This is a genomic window from Pseudomonas entomophila (assembly GCF_029193575.1).
In the GTDB taxonomy this organism is placed as follows: Bacteria; Pseudomonadota; Gammaproteobacteria; order Pseudomonadales; family Pseudomonadaceae; genus Aquipseudomonas; species Aquipseudomonas entomophila_G.
Genome location: NZ_JARGCS010000022.1, coordinates 36,851 through 56,808 on the forward strand (window position 1 = coordinate 36,851; position 19,958 = coordinate 56,808).

Below are 19,958 nucleotides of genomic sequence, written 5' to 3' on the forward strand. Positions count from 1 at the left end.
ACTGTGCAACGTTGCGGGAGCGATGGTGCGCGGAAGGGTGGTGGGGTGGCAATTCGTTGCAAGCGGTTACGGGCGATAATCGAACGCAATGTTCCGGGTGGTTAATTGGCTGTCGCTGATGCCCCTATCGCGGGGCATCGGCGACACCACAAAAACAAAAAGCCCACCGCAAAGGGTGGGCTCGATGCTGCTGCCAGGCCAATCAGCCTTTCGGTGTGGCCACCGACGCCTGCTGGTTGGTTTGCTCGTACCAGCCACCCCCGAGCGCCTTGTACAGGTTGACCTCGCTGGTCAGCTGCGACAGGCGGTCGCTGATCAGTGCCTGCTGGGCGCTGAACAGGTTGCGCTGGGCATCGAGGAAGGTCAGGTTGCTGTCGATGCCGATACGGTAGCGGCGCTCGGCCAGGCGGTAGTAGTCCTGGTTGGCGGCCACCAGGTCGCGCTGGGCCTGCAACTGCTCTTCGAAGGTCTTGCGCGCGGCCAGGCCATCGGAGACTTCCTGGAAGGCGGTCTGGATGCTCTTCTCGTACTTGGCGACGTTGATGTCCTTCTGGATCTTCGAGTAGTCCAGGCTGGCCTTCAGGCTGCCGGCGTTGAAGATCGGCAGGTTGATCTGCGGTTGGAACAGCCAGGTGCCGGAACCGCCCTTGAACAACCCGTCCATGTCCGGGCTCAGGGTACCGGCGTTGGCGGTCAGGCTGATGCTCGGGAAGAACGCCGCACGCGCCGCGCCGATGTTGGCGTTGGCGGCCTTGAGCAGATGCTCGGCTTCCTGGATGTCCGGGCGCCGCTGCAGCAGGTCGGACGGCAGGCCCGCCGGCACTTCGGCCAACTGGTCGGCGTCGAGCTTCAACGGTGCCGGCAGGTCGCCTGGCACACCAGTGCCGAGCAGCACGGTCAGGCTGTTGAGGTCTTGCGCGACCAGGCGCTGGTACTGCGACAGCTTGACCCGCGCGCCTTCGACGGCGGTGCGCGCCTGGCTCAGGTCCAGCGCCGAGGCCACGCCGACCTCGTTGCTGCGGCGGGTCAGGTTGTAGCTTTCCTCATAGGTCTTGAGGGTCTCTTCGGTCAGCTTCAGCAGCGCCTGGTCGGCCTGCCAGGTGTAGTAGGCGTTGGCCACGCTGGCCACCAGGCTGATCTGCGTCGAGCGACGCGCCTGCTCGCTGGAGAGGTAGGTCTCCAGGGCTTGCTGGGTCAGGCTGCGCACGCGACCGAACAGGTCCAGCTCATAGGCGCTGACGCCCAGGGTCGCCGAGTACTGGCTGGTGATGGTCGACTCACCGGTCTGCGACAGGTTGCCCGGCACTCGCTGGCGGCTGCCGCTGCCGTTGGCCGAAACGGCCGGGAGCAGGTCGGCGCGCTGGATGCGGTACTGCGCGCGGTAGGCGTCGATGTTCAACGCGGCGACGCGCAGGTCGCGGTTGTTCACCAGCGAGGTCTGGATCAGCTTCTGCAGCGCCGGGTCGTGGAAGAACTGGCGCCAGCCCTGCTCGGCGGCGGCCACGTCGGCCGACTCGGTCGGCGAGTACGCAGGGCCCTGCGGCCACTGCGCGGCCACCGGGGCTTCGGGGGCCTGGTAGTCGGGAATCAGCGAGCAGCCGCCGAGGATGAACGCGGTTACCGCAAGGGACAACAAAGACTTGGTCATTGCCCAGCCTCATAACGTGGAGTTTCAGGGGTGGCGTCGGCTTTCGGCTCTTTGCTGCCGAACAGCGACGACACTGCGACGAAGAACAGCGGTACCCAGAAGATGGCCAGCACGGTGGCGCTGATCATACCGCCGATCACGCCGGTGCCAATGGCGTGTTGGCTGCCGGCGCCCGCGCCGCTGGCGATGGTCAACGGTACAACGCCGAGGATGAATGCCAGCGAGGTCATGATGATTGGGCGCAAACGCATGCGGCAGGCTTCGATCGCCGCGTCGTACAGGCTGCGGCCCTGCTCGTGCAGTTCCTTGGCGAATTCGACGATCAGGATCGCGTTCTTCGCCGCCAGGCCGATGGTGGTCAGCAGGCCGACCAGGAAGTACACGTCATTGGACAGCCCGCGCAGGCTGGTGGCGACCAGCGCACCGATGATCCCCAGCGGCACCACCAGCACCACGGCGATCGGGATCGACCAGCTTTCGTACAGCGCTGCCAGGCAGAGGAACACGAACAGCACCGAAAGGGCGAACAACGCCGGCATCTGCGAGCCGGAGAGTTTTTCCTCGTAGGACATGCCGGTCCAGGAGTAGCCGATGCCCGACGGCAGCTCGCCGGCGATGCGCTCGACCTCGGCCATGGCCTCGCCGGTGCTGTACCCCGGTGCCGGGGTGCCGAGGATTTCGACCGCCTCGACGCCGTTGTAGCGCGACAGTTTCGGCGAGCCGTAGCTCCATTCGCCCTTGGCGAAGGAGGAGAACGGCACCATCTCGCCCGCGCCGTTGCGCACGTACCACTTCTGCAGGTCTTCCGGGCTCATCCGGGCGCTGGGTTGCCCCTGGATGTACACCTTCTTGACCCGGCCACGGTCGATGAAGTCGTTGACGTAGCTGCCGCCGAGGGCGATCGACAGGGTGTTGTTGATGTCCGCGATGGTCACGCCCAGGGCGCTGGCGCGTTCATCGTCGATGGTCAGCAGGTACTGCGGCTCGTCGTTCAGGCCGTTCGGGCGCACCGCGCTGAGGATCTTGCTCTGCGAGGCCTTGGCCAGGAACTGGTTGCGCGCTTCCATCAGCTTGGCATGGCCAACCCCGGCGCGGTCCTGGAGGAACACGTCGAAGCCGGTGGCGTTGCCCAACTCCAGCACAGCGGGCGGGGCGAAGGCGAACACCATTGCGTCGCGGAAGCTGAAGAAGTGCATCTGCGCGCGCTGGGCGAGGGCGAACACGCTGTTCTCCTTCGAGCGCTCGCCCCATGGCTTGAGCATGATGAACGCCATGCCCGAGCTCTGGCCGCGACCGGCGAAGTTGAAGCCGTTGACGGTGAACACCGAGGCGACGGTGTCGGCTTCGTCCTTGAGCAGGTACTCGCGCATCTGGTCGACCACCGCCTGGGTGCGTTCGGCACTGGAGCCGGCCGGCGTCTGCACCTGGGCGAACAGCACGCCCTGGTCTTCCTCGGGCAGGAACGCGGTGGGGATGCGGGCGAACAGCCAGATCATGCCGAGCACGATCAGCGCATAGGCCAGCAGGAACGGCACTTTGTTGCGCAGAATGGTGCCGACGCTGCGCTCGTAGCCTTGCACGCTGCGGTCGAAGTTGCGGTTGAACCAGCCGAAGAAGCCGCGCTTGGCCACATGGTGCTCGCCCTTCTTCAGCGGCTTGAGCATGGTCGCGCACAGGGCAGGGGTGAAGATCAGCGCCACCAGCACCGACAGGCCCATGGCCGAGACGATGGTGATGGAGAACTGCCGGTAGATCACGCCGGTGGAGCCGCCGAAGAAGGCCATCGGCAGCAGTACCGCCGAGAGCACCAGGGCGATACCCACCAGGGCGCCCTGGATCTGCCCCATCGAACGCTTGGTCGCCTCCTTGGGCGGCAAGCCTTCCTCGGACATCACCCGCTCGACGTTCTCCACCACGACGATGGCATCGTCCACCAACAGGCCGATGGCCAGGACCATGGCGAACATGGTCAGGGTGTTGATGCTGAAGCCGGCGGCGGCGAGGATGCCGAAGGTGCCGAGCAACACCACCGGTACGGTCATGGTGGTGATGATGGTGGCGCGGAAGTTCTGCAGGAACAGGTACATCACCAGGAACACCAGCACCACCGCCTCGATTAGGGTGTGGATCACGCCGGTGATCGATTCGGTGACCACGGGGGTGGTGTCATACGGGAACACGGCCTTCACGCCTGGCGGGAAGAACGGCTCCAGGTCGCTGATGGTCTTGCGCAACGCCTTGGCGGTGTCCAGGGCGTTGGCCCCGGTGGCCAGCTTGACCGCCAGGCCCGATGCCGGCTTGCCGTTGAACTGCGCGCTGACCGCGTAGTTCTCACCGCCCAGGGCCACGGTGGCGACGTCGCCCAGGCGCACCTGGGAGCCGTCGTTGTTGACCTTGAGCAGGATCTTCTCGAACTGCTCGGCGGTCTGCAGGCGCACCTTGCCGATGATCGTGGCGTTGAGCTGGTTGCCCGGCAGCGCAGGCAGGCCACCGAGCTGGCCGGACGATACCTGGATGTTCTGCGCCGAGACCGCGGTGCGCACGTCCACCGGGGTCAGCTGGAATTTGTTCAGCTTGGCCGGGTCGAGCCAGATACGCATGGCGTACTGCGCGCCGAACACCTGGAAGTCACCCACGCCTGCGGTCCGCGAGATCGGGTCCTGCATGTTGGAGACGATGTAGTTGGCCAGGTCGTCCTTGGTCATGCTGCCGTCTTCGGACACCAGGCCGATCACCAGCAGGAAGTTCTTCACGGCCTTGGTGACGCGGATACCCTGCTGCTGCACTTCCTGCGGCAGCAACGGGGTGGCCAGGTTCAGCTTGTTCTGCACCTGCACCTGCGCGGTGTCGGGGTTGGTGCCTTGCTCGAAGGTGGCGGTGATGGTCATGCTGCCGTCGGAGTTGCTTTCCGACGACACGTAACGCAGGTTGTCGATACCGTTGAGCTGTTGCTCGATGACCTGCACCACGGTGTCCTGCACGGTCTGCGCCGAGGCGCCCGGGTAGGTCACGGCGATGGCGATGGCCGGTGGCGCGATGCTCGGGTACTGGTTGATCGGCAGCTTCAGGATCGACAAGGCGCCGACCAGCATGATCACCAAGGCGATCACCCAGGCGAAGATCGGGCGATCGATAAAGAACTTCGACATGGTTTACTCCGCTTTGGCGTCTGCTTTCGCTGCGTTGGCCTGGGCCGGGCCGGCCGGCTTCTTGACGTTGGTGGCTTCGCCGACCTTGACCTCGACGCCGGGGCGCACGAATTGCAGCCCTTCGGTGATCAGGCGGTCGCCCGTGTTGAGGCCTTCCTCGATCAACCAGTCGCTGCCCAGGGTGCGGCTGGCCTTGAGCTGGCGCAGTTCGACCTTGTTCTCCTGGTTGACCACCAGCGCGGTCGGCGCGCCCTTGAGGTCGCGGGTGACCCCTTGCTGTGGCGCCAGGATGGCGTTGGCAGCGACCCCGGCCTGCAGGCGGGCATGCACGAACATGCCGGGCAGCAGGGTGTGGTCGGGGTTGGGGAAGACGGCGCGCAGGGTCACCGAACCGGTGGTCTCGTCGACCGCGACTTCGGAGAACTCCAGCTTGCCTTCCTGCTTGAACAGGCTGCCGTCCTCAAGCACCAGTTGCACCTTGGCGGCGTTGTCGCCGGCTTTCTGCAACTGACCGCTTTCCAGGCTGCGGCGCAGTTTGAGCAGCTCGGCGGTGGACTGGGTGACGTCGACGTAGATCGGGTCGAGCTGCTGGATGGTCGCCATGGCGTTGGTCTGGCCATTGCTCACCAGCGCGCCTTCGGTCACCGTGGAACGGCCGATACGGCCACTGATCGGCGCCAGCACCTTGGTGTAGCGCAGGTCGATCTGCGCGCTCTTGAGGGAGGCGTCGGCCTGCAATCGTTTGGCATTGGCGTCGTCGTATTCCTGCTTGGACACCGCCTGCTCGTCGATCAACTGCTTGTAGCGTTCGGCCAGCGAGCGGGTGGCTTGCAGGTTGGCCTGGGCGTTGGCCAGGTTGGCCTCGTAGACGGCGGGATCGATCTGGTAGAGCTGCTGCCCTTCCTTGACGTCGCTGCCTTCCTTGAACAGGCGCTTGAGAATGATGCCGTTGACCTGCGGGCGGACCTCGGCGACGCGGAAGGCGCTGGTGCGCCCCGGCAGTTCCGAGGTCAGGGTGAAGGCTTGCGGCTGAAGGGTCACCACGCCGACCAGAGGAGCCTGCGCCGCTGGCGCTGCTTCTTCTTTCTTGCAGCCACTGAGCAGGGTTGCCAGGGCGACGGCGGAAACCAGGGCGGTTACGGCTGGCTTGAATTGCATGAGGATCCTCGGGTCGCTGGAGCGGGGGAGCTCAAGAATAGTGGAAGAGTATTGTCGGAAAGTGGTTATCGGGTGGATAAGTAGGATGCTAAGGAATATACTTACATTCATGGTTGTTTGTAAATAGCCGGTGGTGGTACCTGGCTACTACCCCATAACGTGATTAATCCCCGGGAGACGCCCTGCAGAGGCGACCCCGGCCCGATACCCGTGCGCTCGAGGCGCCGGGCCCAAATGAGGTTGAGCTGCCATGGTCCGTCGTACCAAAGAGGAAGCCCAGGAAACCCGCGCGCAGATCATCGAGGCGGCGGAAAAGGCTTTCTACAAGCGCGGGGTTGCGCGAACCACGTTGGCCGATATCGCCGAGTTGGCGGGCGTGACCCGAGGGGCCATCTATTGGCATTTCAGCAACAAGGCCGACTTGGTGCAGGCGCTGCTGGACAGCCTGCACGAGACCCATGACCACCTGGCACGGGCCAGCGAGAGCGAGGACGAACTCGACCCGCTCGGCTGCATGCGCAAGCTGCTGTTGCAAGTGTTCAGCGAGCTGGTGCTCGACGCCAGGACCCGGCGTATCAATGAAATCCTGCATCACAAGTGCGAGTTCACCGATGACATGTGTGAGATCCGCCAGCAGCGCCAGGGGGCGATCGTAGAGTGCCACGAGGGCATCGCTCGCGCCTTGGGCAACGCCGTGCGCCGTGGCCAGCTGCCCACCGACCTGGATGTCGAGCGGGCGGCGATCGCCATGTTCGCCTACGTCGATGGCTTGATCGGGCGTTGGCTGCTGCTGCCGGACAGTTTCGACCTGCTGGGTGGTGCCGAACACTGGGTCGACACCGGGCTGGATATGCTGCGCCTGAGCCCTGCCTTGCGCAAATGACACTTTGTTAAGGATTGTGAGGAACTGTTTACCGATGTTGTAGGACCCTTCGCGGGCTTGCCCCGCGATGGGACCCACCGCGTACTCTCCCCCTCAATGCCCCCGCAACTGCCGATCCGGCAACGCCAGCGCCGCCAGCAACCCCACCCCCGCCGCCCCCGCGCTGGCCAGCAGCAAGACCTTGAACGTCTCCAGCAGATGCCCCTGGGTCACCAGGTCGACCTCGCCGGCTTTCAGGCTCCCCAGCAGCGGATCGCCGACCAGTTCCAGCCCACCCTGGTGCAGCAGCGCCAGCAACAAGCTGGACATGCATGCCACGCCCATCGCCCCGCCCAGCGAGCGGAACAGGTTGGTGGTGCTGGTGGCCACGCCGATGTCGCGCATCTGCACCGCATTCTGCGTGCCCACCAGCGAAGTGGGGAACTGCAACCCACAGGCGATGCCGGTGAGCAGCATGAACAGCGCGCTGAGCAGTGCCGACTGCGGCGGCGTCAGCGCCATGCCGACGATGGCCAGCGGCATCAGTACGGCGCCGGTGAGAATCTGCGGTTTGTAGCGGCCGCTGAAGGTGGTCAGGCGTCCGGCGCTGAACGCACCCATCGGTAGCCCCATGACCAGCGGCAGCAGGTGCAGGGCGGCACTGTCGGCGCCGGCCCCGGTGATGCTCTGATAGCGCAGGGGCATGAGCATGGTCAGCGAGATCGCTTGGAAACTGGCCGAGAAGATCACCGCCCAGCACAGCACCGCGACGCGGTTGCCGAACAACTTGAGCGGCAGCAGCGGCTCTTCGCAGCGGCGCTCATGAGCAACGAACAAGGCCAGGCCCAGCAGCGCGCAGGCGAACAGCGCCAGCACGGGCGGCGCCAGCCAGGCGTGGCCCTGGCCGACCAGGGTAACGCCCAGCAGCAGGCTGCCCAGGCCGAGGATCAGCAGCAGGGCGCCGAGGTAGTCGACGCGGGCCTCACGGCGCGTCACCGGCATGCCGATCAGCGCTCGGCGGATCACCCACCAGGCCAATATGCCCAGCGGCAGGTTGATCCAGAACACCCAGCGCCAGGACAGGTATTCGGTCAACCACCCACCCAGCACAGGCCCGGCAACGCTGGCCAGCGCGTACATGCTGCTGAAGTAGCCCTGGTAGCGGCCGCGCTCGCGCGGCGGGATGAAGTCGCCGATGATCGCCTGGCTCACCGACACCATGCCGCCGGCGCCAATGCCCTGCAGCACCCTCGCCAGCACCAGTTGCTCCATGTTCTGGGCCAGGGCGCAGAATATCGAGGCCAGGGTGAACAGGGCAGTACCGGTGAGGATCATGCGCCGGCGCCCATACAGGTCGCCGAGCTTGCCGTAGATCGGCACGGCCACGGTCATCGCGACCATGTAGCCGGAGATGACCCAGGCGAGCAGGCCGACATCGTTGAACTGGGCGGAGATCGCCGGCAAGGAGACGGCGACGATGGTCTGGTCCAGCGCTCCGAGAAGAATCGCCAGCATCAGCGCGCTGAGCACGCTGCGCAAGACGGCGGGGGGAAGGGCGGCGGTCACGGCGGGGGCACCTTGTTGTCAGGGTGGTGGCGGGGTGTTTGTGCCGACGCGATCGCGGGGCAAGCCCGCTCCTGCAGGGACGGTGGTGAACCTGTGGGGCTTGCCCGCGATGAAGGCGACACAAATTGTAACCTGATTTAGGTAGCTTCCTATGTACTATCTGCATCCCCTATGCACGATCGGCATTGGCGCTTTCATCCGGTAGCGCATGGCCGCGTGATATCGTTGCAGTACCGCAGCCGCCCAAACCCGCGATATTGCACTGCTTTGGTGCATTTTCAGCGCAGGGTTTCCGTGCCGCTGCTCCCCACGCGTTCTATTCCTCTGCCTGCATGTCGAGCATGACCGCCCTGATGGCGACGGTTGGAAACAGATCAGGTAGACCCGACCCGGGGTCGATAGTCAGACAGTTCAACATTTCATTTTTCATGCGGAGTGATCATGCCCAAGGCTTCCCACCACGATCTGCGTTTTGCCTTCCGCGAGCTGCTCGCGTCAGGCTCGTGCTATCACACCGCCTCGGTTTTCGACCCCATGTCGGCACGCATTGCCGCAGACCTTGGTTTTGAGGTCGGCATCCTCGGTGGTTCGGTCGCTTCGCTGCAGGTGCTGGCGGCTCCTGACTTCGCCTTGATCAGCCTCAGCGAGTTCGTCGAGCAGGCCACCCGCATCGGTCGTGTGGCCCAACTGCCGGTGATCGCCGACGCCGACCATGGCTATGGCAATGCGCTCAACGTGATGCGCACGGTGATCGAGCTGGAGCGCGCCGGTGTGGCCGCATTGACCCTCGAAGACACCCTGCTGCCCGCGCAGTTCGGCCGCAAGTCCACCGACCTGATTCCGGTCGAGGAGGGCGTCGGCAAGATTCGCGCGGCCCTCGAGGCGCGGGTCGACTCAGCGTTGTCGATCATCGCCCGGACCAATGCTGGCGTGCTGACCACCGAGGAAATCATCGTCCGCACCCAGAGCTACCAGAAGGCCGGTGCCGACGGTATCTGCATGGTCGGGGTGAAGGATTTCGAGCAACTGGAGCAGATCGCCGAGCACCTGAGCGTGCCGCTGATGCTGGTCAGCTACGGCAACCCGAACCTGCGCGACGACGCGCGCCTGGCGCGCCTGGGCGTGCGCATCGTGGTCGACGGTCACGCCGCCTATTTCGCCGCGATCAAGGCGACCTACGACTGCCTGCGCCTGCAGCGTGGCGAGCAGAACAAATCCGAGAACCTCAGCGCCACCGAGCTCTCGCACACCTACACCCAGCCTGAGGACTACATCCGCTGGGCCAAGGAATACATGAGCGTCGAGGAGTGAGCGGCACGCGCCGCTGACTTACCTGAGGGCGCTCAAGGTCGCGGTGTGAGGCACGCAATGCTCGTGCACGCATGTGGCCGAGGCATTGGGTTGGTTGCGCAGCAGCTCGACGCGCCAGCAGGCCGACCCGTACAGGCCAGCCACGGCGAGCAGGCCTACGACGATCAGGCAACGGCGGGACTTGATGCCCATGGTGCTTACCTCCTGCTATTGCAACAGGTTGTGTCGTAAGCATAGGCGAGGTTTCAGGGCCGTGTTGCCTGAACGCACGCGCTCCTACAGGGGGTGCAGGTCTCGGTCCCACGCCGGCTCATCACTGAACCGCTGCGCGAGGAAATCCAGCATGCTGCGCAGTGTCGCCGGCATGTGCTTGCGCGAGGTGTAAACCGCGTTCAGCCTCAGTTCCCGTGGCCGTGCATCGGGCAGCACGCGCACCAGCTCGCCACTGCGCAACGCCTGGGCCGCCGAATAGGTCGGCAACATGGCGATACCGGCTCCGGCGATGGCGGCCTTCTGCAAGGTCATGGCCTCGTTGGCGCTGATGTTGCCCTGCACCGGCACCGCCACCGACTGCCCGTTCACCTCGAAATGCCAAAGGCTGTGCCCGAAATAGGCATGGGTCAGGCAGTTGTGCGCGCTCAGTTCCTCTACCTGCGTCGGCATGCCCCGCTCCTGCAAATAGGCCGGTGCGGCGCAGATGACCGAACGGCATACGCTCAAGCGTCGGGCGATCAGATTCGGGTCCAGGTCGTTGCTGGTGCGGATCGCCAGGTCGATGCGTTCGTCCACCAGGTTGACCGTGCGATCAAGCATCTGCAGCTCCACCTTCACGCCTGGGTAACGCTGCACGTAGTCGGCCACGGCATCCACCAACTGCGCCTGGCCGAACGAGGTGCTGACGCTGATGCGCAGTTCGCCGCGCGGGGCGTCGTCGGGGTGGCGCACGGCGGTTTGCAGGTCGCCAGCCAAATCCAGGAGCTGGCGGCAGCGGGGCAAGGTTTCCTGGCCGGCGGCGGTCAAACTCAGCTTGCGCGTGGTGCGCTGCATCAGGCGTGCCCCGACCCACTCCTCGAGCTCGGCCAGGTAGCGTGAGATCACAGGGCGTGACATTTCCAGGTGATCCGCCGCCGCTGATTGGCTGCCGAGGTCGACGACGGTGACGAACACGCGCATGGCGTTCAGACGGTCCATGATTTGCCCGATTTCAGAAACAAACTATGTTCAAGCATCGCATTTTTTGTGACGGATCGGGCAACTAAGCTGTGTTCCATCTTTCCGCTCACAGGACCTTGCGATGTCGATCCTCACCCCCTTGCGCGGCGTGCTGCTGGCCTGCGCCGCCTTGGCCGGCCAGGCCCTGGCCGCCGCGCCGCTGCAACTGGATGTCTACAACCCCGGACAGGACGCGCTGTTCCCGGTCAGTTCAGTGATCGTCAGCGGCGAGCGCGACGCGGTGCTGGTCGACGCCCAGTTCGGCAAGGCCCAGGCCGAGCAGGTGGCCGAGCGCCTGCGCGCCAGCGGCAAGCGCCTGACCACCATTTACATCAGCCATGGCGACCCGGACTACTACTTCGGCCTGGACACCCTGACCCGCGCTTTTCCCCAGGCCAAGGTGGTCGCTTCGGCCGCCACCGTGGCGCACATCCGCCAGACCATGGATGCCAAGCTTGCCTACTGGGGCCCGAAAATGGGCGCCGACAAACCCGTCAGGCTCATCGTGCCGCAGGTGCTGGACGGCAATCGCCTCGAACTCGAAGGCCAGGCGCTGGAGGTCATCGGCCTGGACGGCCCGCAGCCGGACCGCAGTTTCGTGTGGATCCCGACGATCAAGGCGGTGGTCGGTGGCGTGGTGGTGTCCGAGCATATCCACGTGTGGATGGCCGACACCCAGTCGCCTCAATCCCACGCCGACTGGCTCGGCACCTTGGCCCGCATCGAGCAACTCGGCCCGCGCACGGTGGTCCCCGGCCACTACCTGGGCCAGCCCAGCCGCTCGTTGGACGCGGTGCGCTTCACCGCCGACTACATCCGCGCCTTCGACGCCGAAACGGCCAAGGCCGCTGACGCTGCCGCGCTGGTGGCGGCGATGAACAAGCGCTACCCCGGCCTGGCCGAGCAAAGCTCGCTGGAACTTGGCGCCAAGGTCGCCAAGGGCGAAATGAAGTGGTAACCCCTTTTCAACCCTGATGGAGTGTTTCCCATGAGCAAGATCGCAATCATCGGCGCAACGGGCCGCGCAGGCAGCCAACTGCTGGAAGAGGCCCTGCGCCGTGGACACGAGGTGGTCGCCATCGCCCGTGATCCGTCGACGTTGCAAGGGCGCGCGGGTGTCACGGTCAAGGCGCTGGATGCCAACGATGCTGCCGCGTTGCAGGCGGCGGTCAGTGGCGTGGACGCGGTGCTGAGCGCGGCGCATTTCTCCACCCTTGAGCCCCAGGCGGTGATCGCGCCGCTCAAGCGTGCCGGGGTCGAGCGCCTGCTGGTGGTGGGCGGGGCCGGTAGCCTGCTGTTGCCGTCGGGGCAGCGGGTGATCGACAGCCCGGATTTCCCCGAGGCGTACAAGGCCGAGGCCAACGGTGGGGTGCGGTTTCTCGAGGCACTGCGCCAGGAGGCGGAGCTGGACTGGACGTTCCTGTCGCCGTCGGCGGAGTTCGTCGAAGGGCAGCGCAGCGGGCAGTACCGGGTGGGGCAGGACCATCTGCTGATCGGGGGGGACGGCAAGAGCTGGATCACCTTTGCCGATTACGCCATCGCGTTGATCGACGAACTGGAGAAGCCGGCGCATTCGCGTCAGCGGTTCACCGTCGGGTATTGAGGCGTCTGCATCGCGGGGCACGCCCGCTCCTACAGGGGGCGGGTGCTCACTGCCGACCTTGTTCTTCCAGCCACGTCAGCAACGCCACCAACCCCGCAGGCATCGCCTTCGATGGGCTGACCAGGTAATACCCCTTGCCGGTCATCACCTTCAACCCGAACGGCATGCACAACCGGCCACTGCGCAAGTCATCGCCGATCAGCGCCCAGTCGCCGATCGCCACCCCGGTGCCCTGGGAGGCCATGGCCATCGCCATGTCCAAGGTCTCGAAATGCTGCTTCGGCCCGTGCGGCTCGAACCCCGCGCCCGCCGCCTGCAGCCACAGCTGCCAGTCGCGCTCGTCACGCGAGGGGTGCAGCAGCATGTGCCGCTCCAGGTCTTCCAAGCGCTGCAACGGTACGCGACCGTCGAGCAGGGCGGGGGCGCACACCGGCGTCAGTTGCTCGTCGAACAGCTTGCGCACCTGCAAGCCGTGGTTCGGAGCGCTGCCGTAGACCACCGCCGCGTCGAAGCCTTCATGGCGGAAGTCCACCCCGTGCTGCACGGTGGTGGTCAGCTCCACTGGCACGTCCGGGTGTAGCGCTTGCCACTCCATCAGCCGTGGCAGCAGCCAGCGCATCACGCAGGTCGGCGCCTTGAGCTGCAAGGTGGCGCTGCGCCCGCCGACCTCGCGAACGCCTTGTTCGATCAGGCCGAACACTTGCTGCACCCGGGGCAGCCAGTCCTGGCCCTCGCGGGTCAGGCTCAGGCCGCGCGCCTGGCGCTGGAACAGGGCGTAGCCCAGGTGCTCCTCCAACCCGGCGATCTGCCGGCTGACCGCGCCCTGGGTGAGGTGCAGCTGTTGCGCCGCGCGGGTGAAGTTGCAGTGCTGGGCAGTGACCAGGAAGGTATGCAGGGCGGGCAGGGGCGGGAGTCGTTTCATCGCGGCGAGCCATGATCTGGAGACATGGCTAGTATGTGTTTTTTTGCATTGTGGCGGTAGCGGCGCCTTGGGTCCAATGAGCACTGATTTCAACAAGAATCAGGGTGAAGACGATGGCAACCTGTGGCGAAGTACTGGTCAAACTCCTCGAAGGCTATGGCGTGGACCATGTCTTCGGAATTCCCGGTGTGCATACCGTGGAGCTCTATCGCGGCTTGGCGGGCTCGTCGATCCGCCACGTCACCCCGCGCCACGAGCAGGGCGCTGGCTTCATGGCCGACGGTTATGCGCGTACCCGTGGCAAACCGGGGGTGTGCTTCATCATCACCGGCCCCGGCATGACCAACATCACCACCGCGATGGGCCAGGCCTATGCCGACTCGATCCCGATGCTGGTGATTTCCAGCGTGCAGTCGCGCGAGGCGCTGGGCGGTGGCCGTGGCAAGTTGCACGAGTTGCCTAACCAGTCAGCGCTGGTGGCCGGTGTGGCCGCGTTCTCGCAAACCCTGATGAGCGCCGACGACCTGCCCCAGGTGCTGGCCCGAGCGTTCGCCGTGTTCGACGGCGCACGCCCACGCCCGGTGCACATCGAGATCCCGCTGGACGTGCTGGTCGAGCCGGCCGACCACCTGCTGCCGGCCCGCCCGGTGCGCACCGAACGCGCCGGCGCCGCGTCGCAGGCGGTGGCGCGCATGGCTGAGCGTTTGGCCAATGCCCGTCGCCCGCTGATTCTCGCCGGGGGTGGCGCCTTGGCGGCAGGCGCGGCGCTGGCGAAACTCGCCGAGCACCTGCAAGCCCCGGTAGCGCTGACGATCAACGCCAAGGGCCTATTGCCTGCCGCGCACCCGTTGCAGATCGGTTCTACGCAATCGCTGCCAGCCACCCGGGCGCTGGTCGCCGAGGCCGACGTGGTGCTGGCCATCGGCACGGAGCTCGCCGAAACCGACTACGACGTGACCTTCAAGGGTGGCTTCGAGATCCCCGGCAGCCTGCTGCGCATCGACATCGACCCGGACCAGACGGTGCGCAACTACTTGCCCGAACTGGCCCTGGTGGCGGATGCCGAACAGGCCGCCGACGCCTTGCTCGGCGCCTTGGCCGCGCAACCGCAACCGCCACGCGAGGCCAGCTGGGGCGCTGCCCGCGCCGCGCGCCTGCGCCAGGACTTGGCCGGCGCCTGGGACCACCCGACGCTGAGCCAGACCCGCCTGCTCACCGCTGTGTTGCAAACCCTGCCGGACGCGATTCTGGTCGGTGACTCGACCCAGCCGGTGTACAGCGGCAACCTGACCCTCGACCTGGACCGCCCGCGGCGCTGGTTCAACGCCTCGACCGGCTACGGCACCCTCGGCTACGCCCTGCCGGCGGCGATGGGCGCCTGGCTCGGCAGCGCCGAGGCCATCGCCGAACGCTCACCGTCGGTGTGCCTGATTGGCGACGGCGGCCTGCAGTTCACCCTGCCGGAGCTGGCCAGCGCGGTGGAGGCCCAGGTGCCGATGATCGTGCTGCTGTGGAACAACCAGGGCTACGAGGAAATCAAGAAGTACATGGTCAACCGCGCCATCGAGCCGGTGGGCGTGGACATCCACACCCCGGACTTCATCGGCGTGGCCCAGGCGTTGGGCGCGGCAGCCGAGAACGTCGGTGACGTGGCGCAGTTGCAGGCGGCGTTGGCCAAGGCCGTGGAGCGCAAGGGGCCGACGCTGATCCAGGTCGACCAGGCGCAGTGGCAGGCGGCAGTGGCTGGCTAAAGCGAGTCATCGCGCAGGATGCCTTGCCGTTTTGAAAAGCGGCGCGGCACCTGTGCGAGCTTGCCCCGCGAGAGGGCCCGTGTCACCCCGCGCTGGCGCGCAACCGCGCCACATCCCGAAGCGGCGGCGCGCCATACAGCCGACTGTACTCGCGGCTGAACTGCGAGGGGCTCTCGTACCCCACCCGATACCCGGCCACCGCCGCCTCCAGCCCATCGTTGAGCATCAGCCGCCGCGCTTCCTGCAAACGCAACTGCTTCTGGTACTGCAACGGGCTCATGGACGTCACTGCCTTGAACCGATGGTGCAGGGTCGACGTGCTCAGGTTGACTTCCCGCGCCAGTTCCTCGATACGCAACGGCAGGTGAAAGTGGTTGTTCAGCCAGGTGATGGCCTGGCTCACCCGATGGGTCTGGCTGTTGGCCAGGGCGATTTCATACAGCCGATACCCTTGTGGCCCACGCAGCAAGCGGTAGAGGATCTCGCGGCGGATCAGCGGCGCGAGCATCGGGATATCGCGCGGGGTGTCGAGCAGCCGCACCAGGCGCAGCATGGCGTCGAGCAGGTGCGGGTCGAGCTTTTCCACATACAGGCCGCGCCCTGAGGGCAGGTTGGGCACCAGCATCGGCCCGCTTTCGGCGATCAGTCGGCTGATCTCGGCGGCATCCAGGTCCAGGCGCAGGCCCAGGGCCGGTTGCTCAGGGCTGGCGTCGAGCTTGACCCCGCTGATCGGCATGGTCACCGAGACCACCATGTAGTTCAGTGGGTCGTAGGCGTACTGCTCGTCGCCCAGGAACAGGCTCTTGCTGCCTTGGGCAAGCACGCACAGTGCCGGAAGCGCCAAGCCCGGCACCGAGCGGACGTTTTCCTGGTAGCTGGACAGGTACAGGGCCTCGATGGCCGAGACCGTGCCATGCGGGTGGGTGGCGTGACGCTGAATCAGGCCTGCGAGCTCCTGGCGCTGGGCTTCCAGGGTGGGGTCGAGGGGCTTGGCGGGAGACGAAGGGGCGGTCATGAGGTGTTCCTCCAGGGACCGGGCCAGCATAGGTTGGGGCCCGCGCGGGCGCTAGTCGAATGCTGCACGTGGATTGCCTGATCCTGCACTGCGGCAGGATCAGGCAATCGGCGAGCAGTATTGGCCTAACGCTGCGCGCGGGGCGTGCCCTAACCTTGGCAGCCTGGCCTTTACGTCCCGCCCGCTTCAAGGAGATCGTTCATGACCCTGAACCAACCGGTCACTCACCTGGCTTTCATCCGTGCAAGCAATGGTCGTTCGGCGGAACTCGGCATGCGCCTGCGCGACCTGCTGGAGCCTACGCTGCGCACCCCAGGTTGCTTGAGTTTCACCGTGCAGTGCTCGCAGGCCGATAGCGACCTGTGGATGCTCAGCGGCAGTTGGCAGGACCAGCAGGCGATGAGCGGGTATTTCGCCTCGCCGACGCTGGCGGTATTCGGCGAGCTGGTGCAGGAGCGGGTGGTGGAGAGCCTTGACCTGCATACCTTTGCCTGATGTGCAGTGGCTGTTCCGGCCTACCCGTTCACCTCGTACCCTCTGTCAGCGCTGAACTTGTGGGAGCGGGCTTGCCCCGCGATTGCGGTAGAATGCGCGCCCTCGATCAACAGCAGGAGTGCATTGCAATGGCACGCAGGGAATTCCCAGGCTTCGAAGCCGTCTCGGCCATGGTGCCGGCCCAAGGCGGTGGCTACCACGCGGCGATCGCCGTGAAGGCCTTGGGCATGGGCGGCGCACCGCGCTTCCACAAGGTCCTCGACGACCAGCTGTTCACCTCGGCGGTGGCGGCCGATGCGGCGGCCACCGCCGAACTCGAACGCCTTCAAGGCGTCGGCGACGAAGGCGAACTGCGCTTCTGATCACGCCTTCGGGCGGCCCATCTTGAACAGATTGCCCAGCTCGAAGTAGTCCGCCGGGCCGCCGCCGCGCAAAATCGGCTCGCCGGCGGCGGTGTCGTAGATACCGTCCTTGAGCAGGTGCTCGGCGATGTGCACCGCCACCACCTCGCCGAGGATCAGCCAACTGGGCACCAGCGCCTGGTCGGCGCGCTTGAGCTGGATGATCTGGCTCACCTTGCACTCGAAGTTCACCGGGCTTTCGCCCACCCGCGGCACCGCGACCACCCGCGAGGCTGCCGGGGTCAAGCCGCTCAGTACGAATTCATCGACCTCAGCCGGGACGGCCGCGCAGCTCTGGTTCATCTGCTCGGCCAGTGGGCGCGTAGCCAGGTTCCAGACGAACTCGCCGGTCTGTTCGATGTTGTTGAGGCTGTCCTTGCGACCGACGCTGCAGAAACCGACGATCGGCGGAATGTAGTTGAAGGCGTTGAAGAAGCTGTAGGGCGCCAGGTTCAGGCGGCCTTCGCGGTCTTGGGAGGAGATCCAGCCAATGGGCCGGGGGCCGACAATGGCGTTGAACGGGTCGTGGGGCAGGCCGTGGCCTTGGGCGGGTTCGTAGTAGTACATCTGCGCAGGGCCGTGGCCCTTCCTCTGGGATGGACGAGGCGCCTAGTGTGCCAAGCCTTGGGCCGGCTGAAAATGATCAAGCCCGGCCTAAGCCGGGCTGGGAGCACGCATCAGTGATCAGCTGATGCGGTTGCCGTTGGTGCGGTCGAAGCCATCTTCGGCGAAGCGGTTGCCGTTGGTGCGGTCGAAGCCGTCTTCGGCGAAGCGGTTGCCGTTGGTGCGATCGAAGCCGTCTTCGGCGAAGCGGTTGCCGTTGGTGCGATCGAAGCCATCTTCGGCATAGGTGGCCGACGGGGTCTGCACGGCGCTGAAGGTGTGGCTCTGGGTGCGGTCAAAGCCATCTTCGGCAAAGGCGCCAGCAGCGAAAACCGAGAGGGCCAGGGTGAGGATCAGTTGCTTTTTCATGGTCGTTGCTCCAGTAGGTTCGGGGGTTTGTTGTTGCTATGGGTTCAATGCTACGCCTATTAATTTGATTAAAAAGCGCAAAAAATTGCCTTTAAAAATCTATTTTATCGATATTTTGTGCGCTGGTTGCGTTTGATACAGGCCGTCAGGCCTGTCTCTTGAACAGCTATCGAGCGTGGGTATTGGGCGTGGGCGCTTGTTTCCACCAGCCATGGCAGAGTGCCGGAGTGGGATTAATGCGAAATTAAGCGATTGGAAACTGGCGAGAGGGCGACGAAGGGTCTTATGCCCAACCCCAGGGCAAACCCGTACTGACACCCACGGCAGCCGCTTCGCCGTGGCTCGGCACCCCCATCAATGAAAAGGGGCGCCCCGTTTGACGGGGCGCCCCTTTTCATTGCCGTGAGGCCGGATCAGTCAGTGGTGATCCGCGAATGCTGCTTGGTGTCCTTCATGGTCGCGTAGACCAGCAGCGAGCAGGCGATGCAGCCAGTGACGTACCAGTAGAAGCCGGTCTCCATGCCGATGCTCTTGAACCACAGGGCCACGTACTCGGCGGTGCCGCCGAAGATCGACACGGTCAGCGCGTAGGGCAGGCCGACGCCCAGGGCGCGGATCTCGGTGGGAAACAGCTCGGCCTTGACCACGGCGTTGATCGAGGTGTAGCCGCTGACGATGATCAGCGCCGCCATGATCAGGAAGAACGCGCCCCACCAGGTCTGGATGGTGTGCAGGGTGCTGAGGATCGGCACGGTGAACAGGGTGCCGAGCACGCCGAAGGCGATCAGGATCGGGCGTCGGCCAATCTTGTCGGACAAGCCGCCGATCACCGGCTGCAGGCACATGAACAGGAACAGCGTGGCCGCCGAGATGGTGGTCGAGTCGCTGATGCTCATACCGACGGTGTTGACCAGGTACTTCTGCATGTAGGTGGTGTAGGTGTAGAAGGCCAGGGTGCCGCCCATGGTCAGGCCGACCACGGTCAGCAGTTCCTTGGGGTGGCGCAGCAGGGTGCGCATCAGGCTTTCCTCGGACTTCTCCTTCTTGGTGAAGGAGGCGGTCTCCTCCATGCCACGGCGCAGGTACAGCGCGACCACCGCGCACAGCGCGCCGATCACGAACGGCACGCGCCAGCCCCAGGCGTACAGCTCTTCGGTGGTCAGGGTGTTCTGCAGGATGATCAGCACCGCCAGGGCGATGAGCTGGCCGGAAATCAGGGTCACGTACTGGAAGCTGGAGAAGAAGCCACGGCGTTCCTTGCTGGCCATTTCGCTGAGGTAAGTCGCCGAGGTGCCGTATTCGCCGCCGACCGACAGGCCCTGCATCAGGCGCGCGATCACCAGCAGGACGGGCGCAGCGACGCCGATGGTTTCGTAGCCGGGGGTCAGGGCGATGACCAGGGAGCCGGCGCACATCAGCAGCACCGACGCCATCAGTGCGGCCTTGCGGCCCTTGCGGTCGGCGTACAGGCCCATCAGCCAGCCACCGATCGGGCGCATCAGGAAGCCCACGGCGAAGATCGCGGCGGTGTTGAGCAGTTGGGCGGTGGTGTCGCCAGCCGGGAAGAAGGCCTTGGCGAAGTACAGCGAGAATGCGGCGTAGACGTACCAGTCGTACCATTCGACCATGTTGCCGATCGAACCGCTGAAGATCGACTTCAGCCGGCTGGCGGTGGTTTTTTCCGTGGCGGGCGCAGTGGCCGCCCCGGCGGGCAGGGTCGTGGCGTTATCCATCAGGGATACCTTCTCGTTGTTTTTGTGAGGCGCGCGGGACCGCGGCTTGCGAGGGGTTTTGCAGAAGGTGTGCCAAATGGATGCACGGTGGTTCATTTGGGGGCGCGAAGCCAGTCGCGACGCGCCTCCTGGAGGTGCGGGCTGGCACCGCGATAAAGCG

The 19,958-nt window shown here is 65.4% G+C and carries 18 protein-coding genes; 7 read left to right on the plus strand and 11 right to left on the minus strand.

Going from position 1 to position 19,958, the window contains the following annotated elements; all coding sequences use genetic code 11:
- Nucleotides 1–202: 202 nt before the first annotated feature.
- The 3 genes from P0Y43_RS10170 to ttgA are packed head-to-tail and all read right to left on the minus strand — an operon-like array spanning nt 203 to nt 5,955.
- On the minus strand, nt 203–1,648 hold the full coding sequence (locus P0Y43_RS10170; protein ID WP_275637163.1) for an AdeC/AdeK/OprM family multidrug efflux complex outer membrane factor: 1,446 nt from the start codon (nt 1,646–1,648) through the stop codon (nt 203–205).
- On the minus strand, nt 1,645–4,797 hold the full coding sequence (ttgB, locus tag P0Y43_RS10175) for a multidrug efflux RND transporter permease subunit TtgB (protein ID WP_275637164.1): 3,153 nt from the start codon (nt 4,795–4,797) through the stop codon (nt 1,645–1,647). Before ttgB ends, P0Y43_RS10170 begins: the two co-directional genes overlap by 4 nt.
- A gap of 3 nt (nt 4,798–4,800) precedes the next feature.
- Nucleotides 4,801–5,955, minus strand: a complete 1,155-nt coding sequence (ttgA, locus tag P0Y43_RS10180) for a toluene efflux RND transporter periplasmic adaptor subunit TtgA (RefSeq protein WP_275637165.1) — start codon at nt 5,953–5,955, stop codon at nt 4,801–4,803.
- A gap of 250 nt (nt 5,956–6,205) precedes the next feature.
- Here ttgA and P0Y43_RS10185 point away from each other — a divergent pair, with 250 nt between their 5' ends.
- Nucleotides 6,206–6,838: a TetR family transcriptional regulator gene (locus tag P0Y43_RS10185; RefSeq protein ID WP_275637166.1), complete on the plus strand. Its 633-nt coding sequence runs from the start codon at nt 6,206–6,208 to the stop codon at nt 6,836–6,838.
- Nucleotides 6,839–6,931: 93 nt separating this feature from the next.
- Here P0Y43_RS10185 and P0Y43_RS10190 read toward each other — a convergent pair whose 3' ends face one another.
- Entirely contained in the window at nt 6,932–8,383 is a 1,452-nt protein-coding gene (locus P0Y43_RS10190) for an MDR family MFS transporter (RefSeq protein WP_275637167.1), read from the minus strand.
- Between the two features lie 441 nt (nt 8,384–8,824).
- Here P0Y43_RS10190 and P0Y43_RS10195 point away from each other — a divergent pair, with 441 nt between their 5' ends.
- The gene (locus tag P0Y43_RS10195) at nt 8,825–9,694 is read left to right on the plus strand and encodes an isocitrate lyase/PEP mutase family protein (protein ID WP_275637168.1); all 870 of its coding nucleotides are present in this window, start codon (nt 8,825–8,827) and stop codon (nt 9,692–9,694) included.
- Between the two features lie 18 nt (nt 9,695–9,712).
- Here the strand turns inward: P0Y43_RS10195 and P0Y43_RS10200 are convergent, their stop codons facing one another.
- Nucleotides 9,713–9,886: a hypothetical protein gene (locus tag P0Y43_RS10200; RefSeq protein ID WP_275637169.1), complete on the minus strand. Its 174-nt coding sequence runs from the start codon at nt 9,884–9,886 to the stop codon at nt 9,713–9,715.
- An 84-nt stretch (nt 9,887–9,970) separates the two neighbouring features.
- Nucleotides 9,971–10,885, minus strand: a complete 915-nt coding sequence (locus tag P0Y43_RS10205) for a LysR family transcriptional regulator (RefSeq protein WP_275637170.1) — start codon at nt 10,883–10,885, stop codon at nt 9,971–9,973.
- A gap of 103 nt (nt 10,886–10,988) precedes the next feature.
- On the opposite strand from P0Y43_RS10205, the gene P0Y43_RS10210 reads away from it, so the two are divergent.
- Both P0Y43_RS10210 and P0Y43_RS10215 read left to right on the plus strand, forming a co-directional pair.
- Entirely contained in the window at nt 10,989–11,864 is an 876-nt protein-coding gene (locus P0Y43_RS10210; protein ID WP_275637171.1) for an MBL fold metallo-hydrolase, read from the plus strand.
- Between the two features lie 30 nt (nt 11,865–11,894).
- The gene (locus P0Y43_RS10215; RefSeq protein WP_275637172.1) at nt 11,895–12,509 is read left to right on the plus strand and encodes an NAD(P)-dependent oxidoreductase; all 615 of its coding nucleotides are present in this window, start codon (nt 11,895–11,897) and stop codon (nt 12,507–12,509) included.
- A gap of 46 nt (nt 12,510–12,555) precedes the next feature.
- On the opposite strand, the gene P0Y43_RS10220 is transcribed toward P0Y43_RS10215, so the two are convergent.
- Complete coding sequence (locus tag P0Y43_RS10220) at nt 12,556–13,431, minus strand: LysR substrate-binding domain-containing protein (RefSeq protein WP_275637173.1); 876 nt, start codon at nt 13,429–13,431, stop codon at nt 12,556–12,558.
- A gap of 113 nt (nt 13,432–13,544) precedes the next feature.
- On the opposite strand from P0Y43_RS10220, the gene P0Y43_RS10225 reads away from it, so the two are divergent.
- Entirely contained in the window at nt 13,545–15,182 is a 1,638-nt protein-coding gene (locus P0Y43_RS10225; protein ID WP_275637174.1) for a 5-guanidino-2-oxopentanoate decarboxylase, read from the plus strand.
- Nucleotides 15,183–15,264: 82 nt separating this feature from the next.
- Here the strand turns inward: P0Y43_RS10225 and P0Y43_RS10230 are convergent, their stop codons facing one another.
- A complete protein-coding gene (locus tag P0Y43_RS10230; protein WP_275637175.1) occupies nt 15,265–16,197 on the minus strand; it encodes an AraC family transcriptional regulator in 933 nt (310 codons plus the stop codon).
- A gap of 201 nt (nt 16,198–16,398) precedes the next feature.
- On the opposite strand from P0Y43_RS10230, the gene P0Y43_RS10235 reads away from it, so the two are divergent.
- Nucleotides 16,399–16,692, plus strand: coding sequence for a putative quinol monooxygenase (locus P0Y43_RS10235; protein WP_275637176.1), 294 nt, complete (start codon nt 16,399–16,401; stop codon nt 16,690–16,692).
- Nucleotides 16,693–16,820: 128 nt separating this feature from the next.
- The gene (locus tag P0Y43_RS10240) at nt 16,821–17,054 is read left to right on the plus strand and encodes a hypothetical protein (protein WP_275637177.1); all 234 of its coding nucleotides are present in this window, start codon (nt 16,821–16,823) and stop codon (nt 17,052–17,054) included.
- On the opposite strand, the gene P0Y43_RS10245 is transcribed toward P0Y43_RS10240, so the two are convergent.
- From P0Y43_RS10245 to P0Y43_RS10255, 3 genes are all read right to left on the minus strand, one after another.
- On the minus strand, nt 17,055–17,660 hold the full coding sequence (locus tag P0Y43_RS10245) for a flavin reductase family protein (RefSeq protein WP_275637178.1): 606 nt from the start codon (nt 17,658–17,660) through the stop codon (nt 17,055–17,057).
- 117 nt (nt 17,661–17,777) lie between these two features.
- A complete protein-coding gene (locus P0Y43_RS10250; RefSeq protein ID WP_275637179.1) occupies nt 17,778–18,065 on the minus strand; it encodes a hypothetical protein in 288 nt (95 codons plus the stop codon).
- Nucleotides 18,066–18,478: 413 nt separating this feature from the next.
- Nucleotides 18,479–19,798 carry an MFS transporter gene (locus P0Y43_RS10255; protein WP_275637180.1) on the minus strand — a complete coding sequence of 440 codons (1,320 nt, stop codon included), beginning with the start codon at nt 19,796–19,798 and terminating at the stop codon, nt 18,479–18,481.
- Nucleotides 19,799–19,958 lie beyond the last annotated feature (160 nt).

Excerpts from the sequence above, each read along its gene's own strand:
- P0Y43_RS10170 (WP_275637163.1), bottom strand. The coding sequence starts at position 1,648 with ATGACCAAGTCTTTGTTGTCCCTTGCGGTAACCGCGTTCATCCTCGGC.
- ttgB (WP_275637164.1), bottom strand. The coding sequence starts at position 4,797 with ATGTCGAAGTTCTTTATCGATCGCCCGATCTTCGCCTGGGTGATCGCC.
- ttgA (WP_275637165.1), bottom strand. The coding sequence starts at position 5,955 with ATGCAATTCAAGCCAGCCGTAACCGCCCTGGTTTCCGCCGTCGCCCTG.
- P0Y43_RS10185 (WP_275637166.1), top strand. The coding sequence starts at position 6,206 with ATGGTCCGTCGTACCAAAGAGGAAGCCCAGGAAACCCGCGCGCAGATC.
- P0Y43_RS10195 (WP_275637168.1), top strand. The coding sequence starts at position 8,825 with ATGCCCAAGGCTTCCCACCACGATCTGCGTTTTGCCTTCCGCGAGCTG.
- P0Y43_RS10200 (WP_275637169.1), bottom strand. The coding sequence starts at position 9,886 with ATGGGCATCAAGTCCCGCCGTTGCCTGATCGTCGTAGGCCTGCTCGCC.
- P0Y43_RS10205 (WP_275637170.1), bottom strand. The coding sequence starts at position 10,885 with ATGGACCGTCTGAACGCCATGCGCGTGTTCGTCACCGTCGTCGACCTC.
- P0Y43_RS10210 (WP_275637171.1), top strand. The coding sequence starts at position 10,989 with ATGTCGATCCTCACCCCCTTGCGCGGCGTGCTGCTGGCCTGCGCCGCC.
- P0Y43_RS10215 (WP_275637172.1), top strand. The coding sequence starts at position 11,895 with ATGAGCAAGATCGCAATCATCGGCGCAACGGGCCGCGCAGGCAGCCAA.
- P0Y43_RS10220 (WP_275637173.1), bottom strand. The coding sequence starts at position 13,431 with ATGAAACGACTCCCGCCCCTGCCCGCCCTGCATACCTTCCTGGTCACT.
- P0Y43_RS10225 (WP_275637174.1), top strand. The coding sequence starts at position 13,545 with ATGGCAACCTGTGGCGAAGTACTGGTCAAACTCCTCGAAGGCTATGGC.
- P0Y43_RS10230 (WP_275637175.1), bottom strand. The coding sequence starts at position 16,197 with ATGACCGCCCCTTCGTCTCCCGCCAAGCCCCTCGACCCCACCCTGGAA.
- P0Y43_RS10235 (WP_275637176.1), top strand. The coding sequence starts at position 16,399 with ATGACCCTGAACCAACCGGTCACTCACCTGGCTTTCATCCGTGCAAGC.
- P0Y43_RS10240 (WP_275637177.1), top strand. The coding sequence starts at position 16,821 with ATGGCACGCAGGGAATTCCCAGGCTTCGAAGCCGTCTCGGCCATGGTG.
- P0Y43_RS10245 (WP_275637178.1), bottom strand. The coding sequence starts at position 17,660 with ATGTACTACTACGAACCCGCCCAAGGCCACGGCCTGCCCCACGACCCG.
- P0Y43_RS10250 (WP_275637179.1), bottom strand. The coding sequence starts at position 18,065 with ATGAAAAAGCAACTGATCCTCACCCTGGCCCTCTCGGTTTTCGCTGCT.
- P0Y43_RS10255 (WP_275637180.1), bottom strand. The coding sequence starts at position 19,798 with ATGGATAACGCCACGACCCTGCCCGCCGGGGCGGCCACTGCGCCCGCC.